This window comes from Mucilaginibacter sp. PAMB04168 (assembly GCF_039634365.2).
Taxonomy (GTDB): Bacteria; Bacteroidota; Bacteroidia; order Sphingobacteriales; family Sphingobacteriaceae; genus Mucilaginibacter.
On the sequence record NZ_CP155079.2, the window covers coordinates 2,287,020 to 2,304,680 of the forward strand.

Consider the following 17,661-nt stretch of genomic DNA (forward strand, 5'->3'; position numbering starts at 1 on the left):
ATGCTATGTGTACGGGATGCAAAAGTAAGAATTTATTTGGGCTGAGCAGGAGGTATTTTAAAATAGATGGTCAGGTGGCTGTCAATTGCGGTTAAAAATTTAGGTGTACGCTGCTGCTTGTGGAACAAAATCGAAACGTATCTTTCATAAAAATTACTACTATTGTACGCAGGCGAAACAAGCATGGCATGGAGGTGTTGTTTTTTCAAACCAATAGTCTTGCAAACATTTTGCGCTCTCTGCAATTACTAAGTTTTTATTTGTCTGCAAAGACCTATCTACATTATGGCAAAACAAAGCAAAAAAGACAAGCCTGCTGCCGCAGCTTTAGGTGAAACACCTTTAGCAGAAGGGCAAGCAGCTTCTTTTCCCGAATCACAACCTGTAAATACAAAGAAAACAACAGCAAAAGTTAAGGTTGTTTCACCGGCACAAACAGAAACTTTCCCTGAATCGCAACCGGTAAAAGCAACCAAAGCCACCGCCCGAAAAAGTAAAAGCACGGCTGAGGCAGACTTACCGGCAGAAGTTTCGGTATCGGATTTAATAACCGAAATTGCCGAAAAGAAAAAAACCAAAACTTCAGGCAGTAAAAAGATTGCAGCTGGTAAGCTACCCGTTATACCCGAAACAGCTAAACCTTCAGCATTGCCTGTAACATCAGCGTCGGTTAACCCGGTGGAGGTATACAGCCGCTTTACGGATTACGATATTAGCCTCTTCAAGGGCGGAAAGCATTTTAAGTTGTATGATAAGCTGGGCTCGCATGTGGTGACTCATAAAGATGTTGTGGGCACTTATTTTGCAGTTTGGGCACCCAATGCACAATATGTATCGGTGATAGGTAATTTTAATGGCTGGAACCGCGGTACACATGCCTTAAATCATCGTTGGGATGGCTCAGGTATTTGGGAAGGCTTTATCCCGCATATTGGCGACGGAGAGGTTTACAAATATTTTATTAATTCACATAACGGCGAGGAATTAGAAAAAGGCGATCCTTTTGCCCTGCGCTGGGAGGAGGCCCCGCTTACGGCCTCAATAGTAGCTCATACATATTACGAATGGAATGATACCCAGTGGATGGCTAACCGTTACCAATACAATGCGTTAGATAAGCCTTATTCGGTTTATGAGATACACTTGGGTTCGTGGGCACGCAATGACGAAAGCCCAAACGAATTTTACACCTACAACCAGATAGCCGAAAGACTGGTGCCTTACGTTAAGGAAATGGGTTTTACGCACGTGGAACTGATGCCAATTATGGAGCATCCGTATTATCCAAGCTGGGGATACCAGCTTACCGGGTTTTTTGCGGCCACTTCACGTTATGGCACCCCCCAGCAGCTTATGTACCTCATAGAGCGATTTCACCAGGAAGGTATTGGCGTAATACTGGATTGGGTGCCGTCGCACTTTCCGGGCGATGCGCATGCATTATACCGTTTTGATGGCACGCACTTGTACGAGCACGAGGATGTGCGCCAAGGCTATCATCCCGATTGGACTTCTTATATATTTAACTACGGACGTAACGAAGTTAAGGCTTTCCTGATCAGCAGCGCATTGTTTTGGCTCGACCGCTACCATGCGGATGGTTTACGTGTAGATGGTGTGGCTTCAATGCTTTATCTGGATTATTCGCGCAATGAGGGTGAATGGATACCTAACCAATTTGGCGGCAACCACAATCTCGAAGCCATTGAGTTCTTAAAAGAGTTCAATTTGGCCGTATACAGCACTTTCCCGGATGTGCAAACCATAGCCGAAGAAAGTACATCCTTTCATGGCGTAAGCCGCCCGGTTTATTCGGGTGGATTGGGCTTTGGTATGAAATGGATGATGGGGTGGATGCACGACACCTTAGGTTACTTTAAGCGTGACCCGGTTTATCGGAGCCACCATCATAACGACTTAACCTTTAGCTTGATATATGCCTTTACGGAAAACTTTATGCTGCCATTTTCGCACGATGAAGTTGTTTACGGAAAAGGGGCGATGATTAATAAAATGCCTGGCGATGAATGGCAACGATACGCCAATCTGCGTTTAATGTACAGCTACATGTTTACGCATCCCGGCTCAAAGCTATTGTTTATGGGTGCAGAGTTTGCCCAGAACAGCGAGTGGGATTTTGGCAAGTCGTTAGATTGGTGGGTTACGCAATTTGATTGTCATGCTGGTATGCAGGAAGCTGTAAAGGCGCTCAACCATTTATACCGTAACGAGCCCGCGTTATACGAAAAAGGCTTTGAAGCCAGCAGTTTTGAATGGATTGATGGCGGCAATGCCAAAGATTCTATCCTGATATATGCCCGTAAGGGTCATGACGCTGTTAACGATGTAATAGTGGTGCTGAACATGACACCAGCCGTACATTACCATTACCGTGTAGGTGTAACCAGTGCAGGGCAGTGGAAAGAGTTATTCAATTCAGACAATAAGAAATACTGGGGAAGCGGTGTCGACAATCCGTTGCCTTTAGCATCGGAGCCACAGGGCTGGCACGGTCGCGAAAATTCTATCAGCATAACCATACCGCCACTAAGTGCGGTGGTTTTTAAGCAAGTATAACTGCTTTTATTTAAGTGCCGGCAGGTAAGATAATGCTATTGTAATGCAATGGCTGGTTTTACTTGCCGGCGTTTTAATTTTTGATAAAGCGCAAAAGAAAATAACAGCAATACCATTGTGGTAATAACAGATCCCTCGAGCCCGAATGCACCACCGTTTACAATATCATCAGCTTGTTTACCCGGCTGTATGAAAATAGAATGCATAGACAGTCCACTCACCGAAAAACCCAAAACCGGTCCCTGAAAAAAGTTCCAGCTTAGGTGAAATAACGTGGCCAGCCAAATATTTTTTGTTAGCAAATAAAGCTGCGCTAGTATAACGCCTGCCAGCAGGAGGTTTAAAAATGATAGTGCGGTAACGTTAGGGTTAAATAAGTGTAGTGCAGCAAACACACCAGATGAAATGACGATGGCTGTAAAATCAGAATGCCTTTTACGCAAGTATTCCACCCATATACCCCGCATCAAAAATTCTTCGTTAAAGCCTACCAGTATAAATAAAATGAAGTAGATGCCTAGCTCGGCCACCGAATAAGCGGCATTGAAATACACATGCACGGCACCAAAGGCCATCATAAGCCCGGTAATAAAAAAAATGAGCAGCGCCGCAAACCCGAAACCTTGGTTAGCAAACAGGAGTTTGTTTGTCTTAAAGCGTAATATTCGGCTATAGTTAAGGCGCAGCGTGCGTCTTTTAAAAAAGAAGGTGAGCAATATTATGGTTTCGGAAGCTTTAAGAAACACGTCATCCAGCAGAAAGGTGCCTAAACGGCGGCCGTCAAAACGGGTAACCAGCTCAAAAGCGTAACTGCCTATGCCCAATATTAAGATGTAAATCAGCGTATAACCGAACAGGATGCCAAAGTCCTTCAATATGGACAGCAAAATGTTTTTCATGATCATAGTACTGGCAAAACGTTTAAAAGCAGTTTTGCCAGTTAATATTAAAATATCTGACTGTACCTAAATTTAAAGCGTTGCTTTAAATTCACAATTGCTGATTGCCCGCTTATAATCTTCAATAGAATCAAAGTTCAAGCAAAGCTTAATGGCTTTTTTGTAGTATTTAATCGCCTCATCAAAGTTTTGCGCATACTCCTCTAAAATACCCAGGCGATAATTTATAATAGACTTATCAACCAATGGCCTGATGAGCGCTTTATTCGCAATTTCACGGGCTTTATCCCACTGCTCCAGGTTGGTGTATAGTATAACCAGGTTTACATAAGCGTGCGGATATTGCGGGTTGCTTTTAATAGCAGCTCTGTAGTGATTCTCTGCACGGTTATAATCATCAAATTGCGTGCGGTACAACCAGCCCAATGAGTTATGTGCCTGTGCGGTAGCTGGTTCCTCTAATATTATGTTTTCAAGTAGTTGTTTTGCTTGCAAATAGTTAGCGTTACGTATGGCTTCTTCAGCCTCCAAATATATATCTTCCCAGTTCTGCATGTTATCTAATTAATCGGGGGTGTTTGAGGCAATATACAAAAAAGATGGCGGTTTAACGCAAGCGGAGCTTCAAAACCAAACATAAATGACATTAGTCAGTTATTCATGTTCATTCAGCGTTTTATTGAGCAATGAAATTCTTTTACCTGTACCTTATTGGCGACACTGTGGCATTAGCGCTGGTTGTTTATCAGCTTATTAGTACTTACTCGGCAATTAAGTTTACAGCAGCTCTTATATATCTTATTCCGGTACTGATTTTATATTATATGGCTTATAAAGCTTATCACGTTAAAAAGGATAACGAGCTTATGTAAAATGTAAGGCCCAACAGCTAAAATTTGATGAAAGTTTTTACCTGTTTGGAAAACAAACCCTTTAGCTGAAAGGTTATTAACTTAACACCCTTAAAAAAAGAACCTATGTTAGCATTTGATCAAGACACCTGGACCGTTGAACAGGAGATACCAACCAATTTACGCCATCCATATGCAGTATCACCTGATGCTGATGACGACTTGGACGAAGATGATGATTTGGATTTGGATGATGACGACGATCTGGATTTAGACGAAGACGAAGATTTAGATTTGGATGACGATGTAGTGCCTGACTACGACGAGGATTTAGACGAGGACGAAGATGACGATTTGGACGACCCGTTAAGGGCTGAGCTTGATGATGAGGATGACGAAGACGTCTCTTTTGACTTGGACGGTACCAATGACCCCGACGAAATCCCTGAGCGCGAAGAATCTGATAATGAAGATTTGGGTTATCCAAACGAGCAGGAGGTAAGAACCCCACAGGAAGGAAACGATACATCATTTAGCGAACAAATCGACGTAACACCTCCAACACCACATGAGTTTCCGTCTGAAGGTAGCCCCCAAACTGATTTTTCCTCACGCCCTCATGGCCGTACAACTGGCCGCATGATAGGTCACGAGCCAGGCACAGAAGGTATTTAATTCAGTATAAAAATATTTCTTAAGCCCTTGCCTTAACAGGTAAGGGCTTTTTTAGTCTCTGACGGTTGGAGTGTGGCCTTGCCGTAAGTGTTTAAAGCCACAGGATACACCGTTTTACATGCACGCTTTGTCAATAGGTCTTTTTTACAATATATACCTACAGCGGTTATGAGGGATTTATTCCAAATCAAAATTTAAATGCCACCATTTGAGGCATTTTTCTAATTTTGCGCTTTCATCCATCAAAACATCCTATTGTGGAGCAAAACCAACTTACTACCGTTGACACGGCCAAAGATTTAGGCCTTCTTCCCGAAGAGTTTGAGCGTATAAAAGAAATTCTGGGCCGCACCCCAAATTTTACCGAACTATCTATTTTCTCGGTGATGTGGAGCGAGCACTGTTCCTACAAAAACTCTATTAAATGGCTTAAAACATTACCACGTGATGGTTCGCGCATGCTGGCCAAAGCCGGTGAAGAGAACGCCGGTGTGGTTGACTTAGGCGATGGAATTGGCTGCGCTTTCAAAATTGAATCGCATAACCACCCATCGGCACTTGAGCCTTACCAAGGTGCAGCAACCGGCGTTGGCGGTATTAACCGCGATATTTTTACGATGGGAGCACGGCCAATAGCACAGCTTAACTCGTTGCGTTTTGGTGACCTTAGCCTCGACCGCACTAAATGGCTGGTTAAAGGCGTTGTAAAAGGCATTGGTGATTACGGTAATGCTTTTGGCATTCCGACTGTGGGCGGCGAGCTGTTTTTTGATGAATGTTATAATGTAAATCCGTTGGTAAATGCTATGTCGGCTGGTATACTAATGGAAGGCGATATGGTTTCGGCTACATCGTACGGTGTAGGTAATCCGGTATATATCGTTGGTTCATCAACCGGTAAAGACGGTATACACGGTGCTGCATTTGCTTCCAAAAATATTACTGAAGATTCGGTTAACGACTTGCCGGCCGTACAGGTGGGTGATCCTTTCCAGGAAAAACTGTTGCTAGAGGCCTCATTAGAAGTAATCAGGACTGGCGCTGTAGTAGGTATGCAGGATATGGGCGCTGCGGGTATCATTTGCTCTAACTCCGAAATGTCGGCCAAGGGTGAGCATGGTATGCGCATTGATCTCGATAAGGTACCGACACGCCAGGAAAACATGAAGCCTTTTGAGATCTTATTATCTGAATCGCAAGAGCGTATGCTGATTGTAGTGCATAAAGGCCGCGAGGCTGAGGTACAAGCAGTATTTGACAAATGGGATTTAAACTGCGTTCAAATAGGCGAGGTAACCGATACAAAACGCCTGGAGTACTACATGAATGGCGAACTGGTTGCCGATGTTCCAGCCGATGATTTGGTATTGGGCGGCGGCGCGCCGGTTTACGAGCGTGAGTACCGCGAGCCTGCTTATTACCAGGAATACCAAAAATTTAACATAAACGATGTACCGGTACCCGAAAGCATGGTTGATGTGGCCGAGCATTTAATTGCTCACCCCAACATTGCCTCAAAACGCTGGGTAACCGACCAATACGATAGCATGGTAGGCACTGCCACCATGACCACCAACCGCCCTAGTGATGCTGCTATTGTTGCTGTAAAAGGCACTAATAAAGCTATTGCATTAACGGTTGACTGTAACTCTCGCTATGTAAATGCCGACCCGCAAAAAGGTTGTGCTATTGCCGTGGCCGAAGCTGCACGTAACATTACCTGTTCTGGTGGTGAGCCGGTAGCTATTACCAACTGCTTAAATTTTGGTAACCCATATGTGCCTGAGGTATTTTGGCAGTTTGTAGGTGCCATCAAAGGCATGGGCGAGGCTTGCCGTAAGTTTGAAACACCGGTAACCGGCGGTAACGTAAGCTTCTATAACCAAAGCACAGATGATGGCCCGGTTTTCCCGACGCCAACTATTGGTATGCTGGGCGTACTGGATGATAAGGACAACATCATGACAGCTGATTTTAAACAGCCGGGTGATTTTATTTATTTGATTGGTGAATCACAAAACGATATAGCTTCATCACAATACTTAGCTTCTTATCACAAGATTCAGGCATCACCAGCCCCTTACTTTGATTTGGATAAAGAGTATGCTATGCACCAGGTGATTAAAGAGCTAATTAAGCATAAAGTAGTAGCCTCTGCCCATGATGTGGCTGACGGTGGCTTATACATTGCGCTGTTGGAATCTGCCATGCCGTTAGGTTTGGGTTTTGACATTGCTACAGATGCTGATTTCCGTAAGGACGCTTTCTTATTTGGCGAGGCACAGGGCAGGGTGGTAGTGAGTGTTGCGCCCGAGGAGCAGGATCGCTTTACCGAAATGATGGCTACAAGCGAGGTAGAGTATACCATGCTGGGTACCGTAACTAACGGCTTTTTGAACGTTGACGAGGAGCTTTATGGCCACGTAACCGACATCAAATTGCTTTACGATAATGTATTGCATGTGGCATTAGGCGAATAATGCTAACACTTAAGCACATACACCATGTAGCCGTCATCTGTTCTGATTATGAGCAGTCGAAAAGGTTTTACACGGAGGTATTGGGCTTAAATGTTGTACGAGAGATTTATCGGGCCGAAAGACAATCATACAAGCTCGATCTGGCTGTTGCAGGGCAATACCAGATCGAGCTTTTTTCTTTTCCCAATCCACCTGCAAGGCCATCCCGACCAGAAGCGACCGGTTTAAGGCACTTAGCGTTTGCGGTTGACGATCTGGAACAGGCTGTTACCCAATTGCAGAATAATGGCGTAGTCACAGAATCTATCCGTACGGATGAATACACTGGCAAACGCTTCACTTTCTTTGCCGACCCAGACGGCTTGCCGCTGGAGCTGTACGAGGTTTAGCGTAATGACCGATATTTTTAATTTTAAGCAGTTTAGCGTTAACCAGGCCGGCTGCGCCATGAGGGTGAATACTGATGGTGTTTTACTTGGCGCATTAGCCTTACAGCGCGATGCAGAACAGATATTAGATATTGGCACCGGCACAGGTGTTATTGCGCTAATGCTGGCGCAGCGTTTTCCGAACGCAAAAGTAAATGCTGTAGAGATAGACGAGGCAGCAGTTTTAACGGCGGGTGAAAATTTTTCGGCTTCACCTTTTGTTGAACGTTTGCGGGAGCACCATAGCAGCTTTCAGCATCATTTTACGGTTAATTCTGCAAGTAAGTACGACCTAATCGTTTCTAATCCTCCGTTCTATATCCGTTCTTTGCAGTCGCCCGGAGCTGCTAAATCTTTGGCTAAGCATGCTGATGAAGCTTTTTTCGAAGAACTGATTGCGCATTGTTCAGCACATTTAACTACTGAGGGCAGTATATGGCTCATCCTTCCTCCTGAAACGGCTGAACTTGTTAAGCTCCTGGCTGAAAAAATGTACTTGCATCTAACGCAGGTCATTAATATACAATCTTTTGCACATTCAACACCTCACAGGCAGATTCTAACTTTCAAATCCCAACAAACTGTTATACAAAACCAACGTTTAATACTGTATAGCGAGCCCAAGTTACACACTGATGCCTACAAAGGCATTTTGAAGGACTTTCTGACCATATTTTAACGTAACTTAGTTTTACTTCTTAATTGATTATGACCCGCATTGGCTTAATTTCAGATACCCACGGTTATCTGGACGATGGTGTATTTAAACATTTTGCAGACTGTGATGAGATTTGGCATGCCGGCGATTTTGGAACTATTGAATTAGCTGACCAGTTGGCCGCATTTAAACCATTAAAGGGTGTTTACGGTAATATTGATGATGCAAAAATCAAACAAACATTTCCGGAAAACCTGCGTTTCAATTGCGAAGAAATAAATGTATGGATGACACATATTGGCGGTTATCCTGACAAATACAGTCCGGCTGTAAAGCGTACAATTTACACTAACCCTCCCGATTTATTTATCAGCGGGCACTCTCATATTTTGAAAGTTATTTTTGATAAAAAGATCAATTGCCTGCATTTAAACCCCGGAGCCGCAGGAAAACAAGGATGGCACAAGGTGAAAACATTGATAAAATTTTGCGTTTCCGGAAAAAAAATTCATAACTTGGAGGTCGTAGAACTCAATAATAATATGTAATTAATACACTAAGCCTATGAAAGCAGTAAAAACACTAGGACAATTCATAATCGAAAAACAGGCAGATTTCCCTTATGCCAAAGGCGAACTGTCGCGCCTGTTACGTGATATAGCTATAGCAGCTAAAATCGTTAACCGCGAAATCAATAAAGCAGGCCTTGCCGATATTATTGGTGATATGGGCACGGTGAACATTCAGGGCGAAGGTCAGAAGAAACTGGATGTATATGCCAACGAACAATTTATAGCAGCTTTACAAAGCGGTGGCGAGTGCTGCATTGTGGTATCAGAAGAAAACGATGAGTATATCTATATAGACTCCGAAATCTCTAAAAATGCTAAATACATTGTTGCGATAGATCCGTTGGATGGCTCATCTAATATAGATGTGAATGTGGGCGTGGGTACCATATTTTCTATATTCCGCCGTAAATCGGTAGAGGGGAAAGCTACACTTGAGGATGTGCTACAAAAAGGTACAGAGCAAATTGCTGCCGGCTATGTTGTTTATGGCTCATCTACCATGTTGGTTTATACTACGGGCAAAGGCGTTAATGGCTTTACGTTAGATCCATCTATTGGCGAGTTTTGCTTATCACACCCGGATATGCAGGTGCCTAAAGAGGGCTACATCTATTCTATCAATGAGGGTTACTATGCGCATTTTCCGGATGGTATTAAAAAATACATTAAGTACTGCCAGGTAGAGGATGAGAAAACCCGTCGCCCTTACACATCGCGCTATACCGGTTCTATGGTGGCCGATATACATCGTACTCTTATAAAGGGAGGCATATTTATGTACCCTATGACGGCACAGGCACCTAAAGGTAAGCTGCGTTTAATTTATGAATGTAACCCGATTGCTTTCATTGTTGAACAGGCGGGCGGAAAAGCAACCAATGGTTACGAACGCATTCTGGAACTGGACGTTACGGAGTTGCACCAACGTTCGGCAATTGTTATTGGCTCATCAAGTATGGTTGAAAAAGCCGAAGAAATGCTGGCTTGTTTCTCGCCTCAGATAACCAAGCGCAGTTTTGAGGGCGTTGTATCGATACAATAATTTTAATATAAGCTTTATATAGCGTTACCTTTACTGCTTTCTACTTCAAATACCGAATCTACAAGTAAGTTTTTTTGCTGAGATGCTGCTACGGCTAAGCGGTCGCACCGTTCATTTTCGGGGTGACCGGCATGGCCTTTTACCCATACAAAGCGTATTTGATGCAGTTTGCTTACTTCAAGGTAACGCAACCATAAGTCTTTGTTTTTTTTACCGGCAAATCCTTTTTGCAGCCAGCCATGTACCCACCGTTTTTCAACGGCATCGACTACATATTTAGAGTCTGAATAGATGGTTACTTGCTGGTTGGGGCTTTTTAGCGCTTCGAGGCCTTTTATAACGGCCAGCAGTTCCATTCGGTTATTAGTGGTTTTACGGAAGCCTTCAGCAAGTTCCTTATAATGTTTGCCAGCGCGCAGCACTACACCATATCCGCCCGGACCAGGGTTACCGCTCGACGCGCCGTCTGTAAAAATTTCGATCATAAAAAGATATTGCAATGATAGGAAATTGGCTGCTTTGTAGCCAGTAATAATTATTTAAAAAAGGGTTTGCAAAGAGCGTAAAGATTTCTATTTTTGTACCCGCAAGCACGGTAGATGTAGCTCAGTTGGTTAGAGCATCGGTTTGTGGTACCGAGGGTCGTGGGTTCGAGCCCCATCATTTACCCATTTCTAAAAAGCCTTTTTACAGTAGTAAAAGGGCTTTTTTTATGCTCTTAAGGTGGTTTTTTCAATAAATTCATGTTCGTCAGTTGAAAACTGATGTGTGTTGTCTAACAGGAAAAACTGCCCAACTTGACGAAAATGTTTTACAAATGTTTTACAACGGATTTCGTCATTATGGCTACAATTAAGGAAGTGGTACTCAAACGCCACAAAAAAATAGGATAGTACTTTTAACATTAAGTATAGGTTGACTCACAACCGAAAAGTTACTTACATTAATACCAATCATTACGTTGCTGAAAAGCAGCTAAAAAAGATTTTACTATACATTATTGTGGTATTTTCTATTCTCGTGCAAGGACTTGCCATTGGCAAACTGGCCGGAAAATTGCGACTTGCTGAAACCAACTAACCACAATGGGAGAAATATCAAAAGCTATTAGCCACTTTGTAGAGCACCGTTTCAGCCTGAATGAAGACAAAGCTGCCGAGCCGGTTATCATCGAATCGATCCGTAAGAATGTTGACTTTAAAGGTTCTAACCTGTGGGCACTGATCTTTGCTGTTTTCATTGCCTCTATTGGCCTTAACGTAAACTCGACAGCTGTGATCATCGGCGCCATGCTAATCTCTCCGATTATGGGCCCTGTTATGGGTATTGGTCTGGGTATCGGTATCAACGACCTGGAATTGGTAAAAAAAGGCGGAAAAAATCTTTTGGTAGCCACCATGTTTAGCATTCTTACTTCTACCATCTATTTTTATATTACCCCACTGCATGAGGCACAGTCGGAGTTGCTGGCCAGAACATCTCCCTCTATATGGGATGTTTTCATTGCTTTTTTTGGTGGCATGGCCGGCATGGTAGCCGCATCAAGAAACGAACGCAGTAATGTAATACCAGGAGTGGCCATAGCTACAGCTTTGATGCCTCCGTTGTGCACTGCAGGCTTCGGGATCGCAACGGGTAATTGGTTCTATTTTCTTGGTGCCATCTACCTTTATTTTATTAATAGCGTTTTTATTGCGATCGCTACTTTTCTGATCACCCGGTACTTGAAAATGAACCGTAAACATTTTGATAATCCGCGTACCGAAAAGAAAGTGACCCGATACATGATCATTATGGTGGTCGTCACCATTGTGCCGAGTATTTTCATGGCTTACAGGATTGTTGATAAAAGTATTTTTGAAACGAGTGCACGTAAGTTTGTAGATGAGCAATTCAACTTTCCTGGTACACAGGTAGTTTCCAGGTCCTATCAATATAGTCAAAACAATAAGTCCATAGATCTGCTGCTTATTGGCACTGAACTCAGTAAGCGGGAGCTCGATTCATTAAGACTGCACTTGAATGATTATAAGCTTCGTGGAACAGAACTGAAGATCAGGCAGGGCCTGAATGCCAAGCAGGAGATAGATCTCTCGCAAATCAAAGCAAGTATTATAGAAGATGTTTTCAGCAAACAGGCGGCCGTTGATACGCTAAAACGCCAGCCTGTGAAAAAAGGGGTAGCAGATACCAATGTATTGGCGGAATTTAAAGTGCTATATCCTGCCATCCGCTCTTTTGGGTTGGGTAGTATGACCATACATGATGCATCTTCAGCTAAAGCTGATACCATTAAGGTAGTCTTAGCAAGTTTCCGGTCGGCATTACGCCCGGCGGACAGGGCAAAACTAGAGCAGTGGTTACGCATACGCTATCACTCTGAGAAATTACGGTTGGTCGTCCAGTAATGGGCTACATGCCCTGATGAATCAGCCAGATGTTGGTACATCACCCGGATAAATACCACTACATATTCAAAGTTTGTGGCTTCGACGATTGAACAACGTTGAACATGACTGATCTTAACATTAGCCAAAGCAAGCTATTAAATAATTCCGCTGAATATCACCTGGCCAAGGAATCTATGCTCTTAAACATTCCACTACATGATCAGCCTAACACAACCTAACTCAGGAACAGGGTTAGGGAGATTATTGCTGGGCGCGCGTACGAACATAAAGTTTTTGGTATTTCCCATTTCTTGGAAAGACGGTCGATTATCTCATGGCCGAACTGCCATTGATCTTCGCAAAGTCGATGTCAATGTCAGGATATGCACGATCAAGTACCTTGATCGATTCCTTACCGGACAACAATTTTAGCCAAAATACAACCTTATAATAACCTTAGAATTCAATTATCATATGGTTATAATACGAGGGCTTTTATAATTTAGGGTCCCTAATTATAAACTATTGTTGATGCCCATTTCGATGAAGTATCTGTTTGTGTGCGTTTTGTGCTGCTGTTGTGGCGTGCTTTACGGTCAAAGTGTTACCGGACATATTGTTGACGGTCATCAACAGCCTGTGGCATTTGCTAATGTTTCCTTATTGAGCCCACAGGACTCAGCAGTACGGTCAACGCTAACCGACGGAAATGGAACCTATCATTTCGGCAAAGTGTCTCCCGGCAGATATAAAGTAGCTATCAGTATCATAGGTTTCAAGCAGGCCGCATCTTCACTCTTTAATATGATTTCAACGGATGTCATCTTGCCGGATATACAGCTTGTTGCGGATTCAAAGCAGCTGAGCGATGTAATTGTTACTGGGCGAAAACCCTTTCTAGAGCAGCGGGCCGATAAGCTAATTGTTAATGTACAAAGCAGTGTACTAGCAGCCGGTGCTACCGCCGCCGAGGTTTTGCGCCGGGTACCTGGTATGCGGGTGCTGAATGACCGTGTTACCATGACTGGTAAAAATAAGCTGATCATCATGGTTGATGGCCGCTTGTCGCAATACCAGGACATGAATGTATTGCTCAGGGCAATTCCTGCAAGCAACATCGACCGTATTGAGGTGATCAGTAATCCATCGGCTAAGTTTGATGCCGAGGGCGATACCATTATTAACATAGTTTTAAAACGCAGGCAAATAGCGGGTACCAATGGTACCATAGGCTTTGCTATGGGAGCCGACCCGTACACCTTAAATGAGGTGAAACAAGGCAATCAGCTGTACCAGCGTTATAATCCCTCTGTATCGGCAAACCACCGAAGTGGTAAGTTTAATGTTTTTGGCAGTTACAATTACATCTATCGTACGCAATTTGAAGTCAACATAATAAACCGTTATAACAATAACAACTATTACGATCAACGCAATTATAATCCTTCGAACTATGGCATACACACTTACCAGGCCGGTGCCGATTTTAAGGCCGATAGCCTAAACACGATTGGCATTGTAGTTAATGCCTTTAATCGTAAAGGAAATGGTGATTTTCAAAACGTCTCTTTGCAGACCAATACGACCAACGGCAGTTTAACAGATGCCTTCAACAGCCAAAACCTGCAGAACAACATTAACAATAACCAGGCTCTGAATATCAACTGGCGTCACACTTTTGCCAAGGCTGGTCAAAGTCTTACGGTTGATGCTGACGCCGCCCATTACCTGCTTGATAACACCAGCGATATTTATGTTTACCCTATTACAGGCAAGATTATCCACAATTATCAGCGCATTAAAAATCCCATAAATTTTGAAACTATTAAAGCTGATTATTTACAACCTTTAGGCAAAAACAGCAAGTTCGAATCCGGTTTTAAAACCAGCTTAGCTAAAATTGATAATAATCTTTTATTCGAGCAAAACAACCTCATCGATGCCGGCCGGTCTAACCGCTTCCTGTACCGTGAAAATATCAACGCTGCTTATGGAAATTTTTATACCACGCTTGGCAAATGGGATTTTCAGGCCGGTTTGCGGGCCGAGCAAACTGTAGCTAACGGAACATCGAGCGGTCAAAAGGTATTAAACCGTAATTATGTTCAGGCTTTTCCCAGCTTATTGCTTACCCGCAGACTAGACAGTGTTTTGGCCATAACGGGTCAATACAGCAGGCGCATTGGCAGGCCAAGTTACCAGCAGCAAAATCCTTTCGAAGTATACCTAGATCCGCTTACCTACACCAAGGGCAACCCCTTAATAAAACCGCAAACCACAAACTCTGCAAAGCTGAGCCTGACTTATACGGGGTTGCCGGTGTTAGCTTTATCATACGACCAAACAAGTGACGTTATTGTTGACTACGCCCCTCAGCAAAAAACAGTGGTTGATGCCAACGGCGTGCCTCGACTGGTAAGTTTTAGCGTTGCAGATAATTTGGCAAAGGCACAAAACTTTACGGCTCAATTAAATTTTCCTATTAAAGCAGGCAAAGTTGTTGATGGTTACGGTGGATTAATTACCACTTTACAACGCTATGCGGCTTTGTATCAAGGCAGCACTTTTGAAGCCGAGAAATGGAGCTACGTCTTTTTTGCTCAAGCCGATGTTAAAATATCAGCAACCTGGGCAGCCCAATTTAGTGCCTATTACGCCACATCAAGCCAGTATGAGTTTATTAAGGCCGGGCGTAATAGCAGTGTTGATTTAGGTATCGCCAAGAAATTCTTAAATAACCACGGTAAAATTAGTTTGAGCGTATCCGATCTGTTTTTTGGCGACCGCACCTTAGGTAATATTAATTATGAGGACATTGATTTGCATTTAAAGCAGTATAATGATACAAGGAATATTATATTGGCATTTGTTTACAGCTTTGGCAGTCAGCACCTAAAAGCTGCCGGAACGCGCACCTCCGGTGCCGATGAGGAGACCAAGCGAGTTAAAACCAATTTATAAATGTGCGTTAGCACTTTTCCTGATGAATAGATATGCATAAGATACTGGTTCTTGAAGACGATTATAAAATGGGCAGTGAGTTACGCCAGTTTTTTACCAATCGAGACTTTAATTGCGATCAGGTATATGATGGCCATATGTTTTTTAAGCAAACCGAACTTACAACTTACGACATTTATATACTGGATGTTAATGTTCCGGGCCTTAACGGCTTTGATGTTTGTAAGAGAATAAGGCAGAACAATAAATCGGTACCTATACTCATGCTAACCGCCTATAGTGCGGTAGAGGATAAAGTGAATGCCTTGCAAAACGGGGCAGATGATTACCTGGTCAAACCCTTCCACCTGGAAGAGTTACTGGCAAGGGTTAATGCACTTCTACGTCGCAGCCAAAACTCATCAACGGAAGAAAAGAAGGTTTACCAGATTGAAGATTTGCTTATCAATTCATCCGAAATGAAGGTGAGCCGTGGTGGTAAAGAGATTGTACTCACTCCAAAAGAATATCGCTTGTTGGAGCTCCTGGCTTCCGCCGAAGGCAGGCCGGTATCCAAGCAAACCATCGCCACTAAGGTTTGGGATATTAATTTTGAAACTGGTACCAATACCATTGAAGTTTACGTGAACTATTTGCGTAATAAAATTGATAAGGGGTTTGACAAAACACTTATCCACACCCGTACCGGATTTGGATACTATTTAAAATAGGCCCATGAATTTAAAGCAGCGATTTTCACTGATATTCAGTTGTTGGTTCTCACTGGTTTTAGCCACGGTTATGCTTATTGTATACTTCCTGTTTGCTGATTTTAGGAAGGAGGAGTTTGTTGATCGGATGGCCGAAAAGGCCGAAACTACTGCCCGGCTGTTGATTGATGTAAAAGAGATTACACCAAATACGCAAAAAACCTTCGACCAGAATAGTATCAACCGCTTATATAAAGAGAAAACGCAGGTTTTTGACGAAAAGAAGAAGCTTATTTACAGCAGTTCGGACAAAGGTGACGTACGCTGGACCGATGCCGAATTTGAACAATTAAAGCAGGAGGGCCGGGTATTTAAAAACAGCCAGGAGATAGAAGTGTTGGGTTTGCTTTACCAATCTCAACGAAAAGATTACTATGTTCTTATTTCGGCGAGCGATACTTACGGTAACCGGAAACTGGTTTATTTGAAGTATTTATTGCTGGGCGCTTTTATTACAGGAACCACATTCGTTTGGGTGCTATCTTTCAGCATTAGCAAAAAAAGCCTTGAACCATTAGATGTCTTTAGAAGGCAAATACAGGAGATCGCAGATAATGAGCTAACCATAAGACTGCCCCAAGCTAAACGCGAGGATGAGATCAATGCATTGGCTAACTCTTTTAACCAGATGATGGACAGGATCGACAATGCGTACAATCGGCAACGTGAATTTACCAGCCAGGCATCACATGAATTGAGGACTCCTGTTGCACGTATTGCCGCACAAGTCGAAAATATGTTGCACGTTCATGAATTAGAACCCGAAATACGGAATTATCTTGTTAGCGTGGCTGAGGATGCATTTCATCTCTCCGAAATTATTACTTCACTCATCTCTTTTGCCGAAGTAAACAATCACCGGAACTCAGTTTCCTTTAATCCTGTACGGCTAGATGAAATTATATTTAGCGCAGCGTCCGAAGTTTCAGCCCTCGATTCTGATTTTAAGTTAAAGTTCGAGATAGAAAACTATAGTGCTGATGAAACGGATATGGAAATTAAAGCAGATGATAAACTGCTTAAAATAGTTATGCTCAATTTATTGAAGAACGCTTTTTTGTATTCTGATAACCAACTTGTGGAGTGCTGCATCAAACAGCATAATAAAAGTATCGATGTAGTAATAACGAACACCGGCCCGGTACCGCAGGTAAAAGATACCGCTATTTTGTTTAACACTTTTTACCGGGGGAGTAATATCCGGACTAAATCGGGTACAGGTATTGGCTTGAGCATAGTAAAACGTGTTTTAGACTATCACCACGCGCCAATCTCTTATAACATCATCGATTCCAATACCAATCAAGTTGTTGTAACATTCTTGTTATAAATTCTAAGTTTATTCTAAGGTCTTTCTAAGCTGCTCCTAAGCAGTGCAT

15 protein-coding genes and 1 tRNA gene are annotated in these 17,661 nt (G+C 42.9%); 13 read left to right on the top strand and 3 right to left on the bottom strand.

The annotated features are described in order from the left end of the window. Positions 1-285: 285 nt before the first annotated feature. The gene (glgB, locus tag ABDD94_RS09925; protein WP_345955725.1) at positions 286-2,577 is read left to right on the top strand and encodes a 1,4-alpha-glucan branching protein GlgB; all 2,292 of its coding nucleotides are present in this window, start codon (positions 286-288) and stop codon (positions 2,575-2,577) included. 35 nt (positions 2,578-2,612) lie between these two features. Here the strand turns inward: glgB and ABDD94_RS09930 are convergent, their stop codons facing one another. Continuing rightward, a complete protein-coding gene (locus ABDD94_RS09930; protein ID WP_345955726.1) occupies positions 2,613-3,476 on the bottom strand; it encodes a CPBP family intramembrane glutamic endopeptidase in 864 nt (287 codons plus the stop codon). 72 nt (positions 3,477-3,548) lie between these two features. After that, a complete protein-coding gene (locus ABDD94_RS09935; protein ID WP_345947775.1) occupies positions 3,549-4,031 on the bottom strand; it encodes a tetratricopeptide repeat protein in 483 nt (160 codons plus the stop codon). A 131-nt stretch (positions 4,032-4,162) separates the two neighbouring features. On the opposite strand from ABDD94_RS09935, the gene ABDD94_RS09940 reads away from it, so the two are divergent. The 7 genes from ABDD94_RS09940 (at position 4,163) to fbp (ending at position 10,182) form a co-directional block, all read left to right on the top strand. Then, the gene (locus ABDD94_RS09940; RefSeq protein ID WP_345955727.1) at positions 4,163-4,348 is read left to right on the top strand and encodes a hypothetical protein; all 186 of its coding nucleotides are present in this window, start codon (positions 4,163-4,165) and stop codon (positions 4,346-4,348) included. 105 nt (positions 4,349-4,453) lie between these two features. Further along, on the top strand, positions 4,454-5,002 hold the full coding sequence (locus tag ABDD94_RS09945) for a hypothetical protein (RefSeq protein ID WP_345947773.1): 549 nt from the start codon (positions 4,454-4,456) through the stop codon (positions 5,000-5,002). 257 nt (positions 5,003-5,259) lie between these two features. Further along, positions 5,260-7,482, top strand: a complete 2,223-nt coding sequence (purL, locus tag ABDD94_RS09950; protein WP_345955728.1) for a phosphoribosylformylglycinamidine synthase subunit PurL — start codon at positions 5,260-5,262, stop codon at positions 7,480-7,482. Next, positions 7,482-7,871, top strand: a complete 390-nt coding sequence (locus ABDD94_RS09955) for a VOC family protein (RefSeq protein WP_345955729.1) — start codon at positions 7,482-7,484, stop codon at positions 7,869-7,871. The genes purL and ABDD94_RS09955 overlap by 1 nt, the downstream gene beginning before the upstream one ends. Before the next feature lie 4 nt (positions 7,872-7,875). Beyond that, entirely contained in the window at positions 7,876-8,589 is a 714-nt protein-coding gene (locus ABDD94_RS09960) for a methyltransferase (protein WP_345955730.1), read from the top strand. Between the two features lie 29 nt (positions 8,590-8,618). After that, positions 8,619-9,116 carry a metallophosphoesterase family protein gene (locus ABDD94_RS09965; RefSeq protein ID WP_345955731.1) on the top strand — a complete coding sequence of 166 codons (498 nt, stop codon included), beginning with the start codon at positions 8,619-8,621 and terminating at the stop codon, positions 9,114-9,116. A 16-nt stretch (positions 9,117-9,132) separates the two neighbouring features. Further along, positions 9,133-10,182, top strand: a complete 1,050-nt coding sequence (gene fbp, locus ABDD94_RS09970; protein WP_345947768.1) for a class 1 fructose-bisphosphatase — start codon at positions 9,133-9,135, stop codon at positions 10,180-10,182. A 14-nt stretch (positions 10,183-10,196) separates the two neighbouring features. Here fbp and rnhA read toward each other — a convergent pair whose 3' ends face one another. After that, a complete protein-coding gene (gene rnhA / locus ABDD94_RS09975; RefSeq protein WP_345947767.1) occupies positions 10,197-10,667 on the bottom strand; it encodes a ribonuclease HI in 471 nt (156 codons plus the stop codon). A gap of 110 nt (positions 10,668-10,777) precedes the next feature. Between rnhA and ABDD94_RS09980 the strand changes: the two genes are divergently transcribed. The 5 genes from ABDD94_RS09980 (at position 10,778) to ABDD94_RS10000 (ending at position 17,612) form a co-directional block, all read left to right on the top strand. Beyond that, a tRNA-His gene (locus tag ABDD94_RS09980) sits at positions 10,778-10,851 on the top strand. 416 nt (positions 10,852-11,267) lie between these two features. Then, positions 11,268-12,590 (top strand): TIGR00341 family protein, encoded by a 1,323-nt coding sequence (locus ABDD94_RS09985; protein ID WP_345955732.1) that lies wholly within the window; start codon positions 11,268-11,270, stop codon positions 12,588-12,590. 513 nt (positions 12,591-13,103) lie between these two features. Then, a complete protein-coding gene (locus tag ABDD94_RS09990; protein WP_345955733.1) occupies positions 13,104-15,533 on the top strand; it encodes a TonB-dependent receptor in 2,430 nt (809 codons plus the stop codon). A gap of 32 nt (positions 15,534-15,565) precedes the next feature. After that, positions 15,566-16,243: a response regulator transcription factor gene (locus ABDD94_RS09995; RefSeq protein WP_345955734.1), complete on the top strand. Its 678-nt coding sequence runs from the start codon at positions 15,566-15,568 to the stop codon at positions 16,241-16,243. A gap of 70 nt (positions 16,244-16,313) precedes the next feature. Then, positions 16,314-17,612, top strand: coding sequence for an ATP-binding protein (locus tag ABDD94_RS10000; RefSeq protein WP_345955735.1), 1,299 nt, complete (start codon positions 16,314-16,316; stop codon positions 17,610-17,612). Positions 17,613-17,661: the final 49 nt, after the last annotated feature.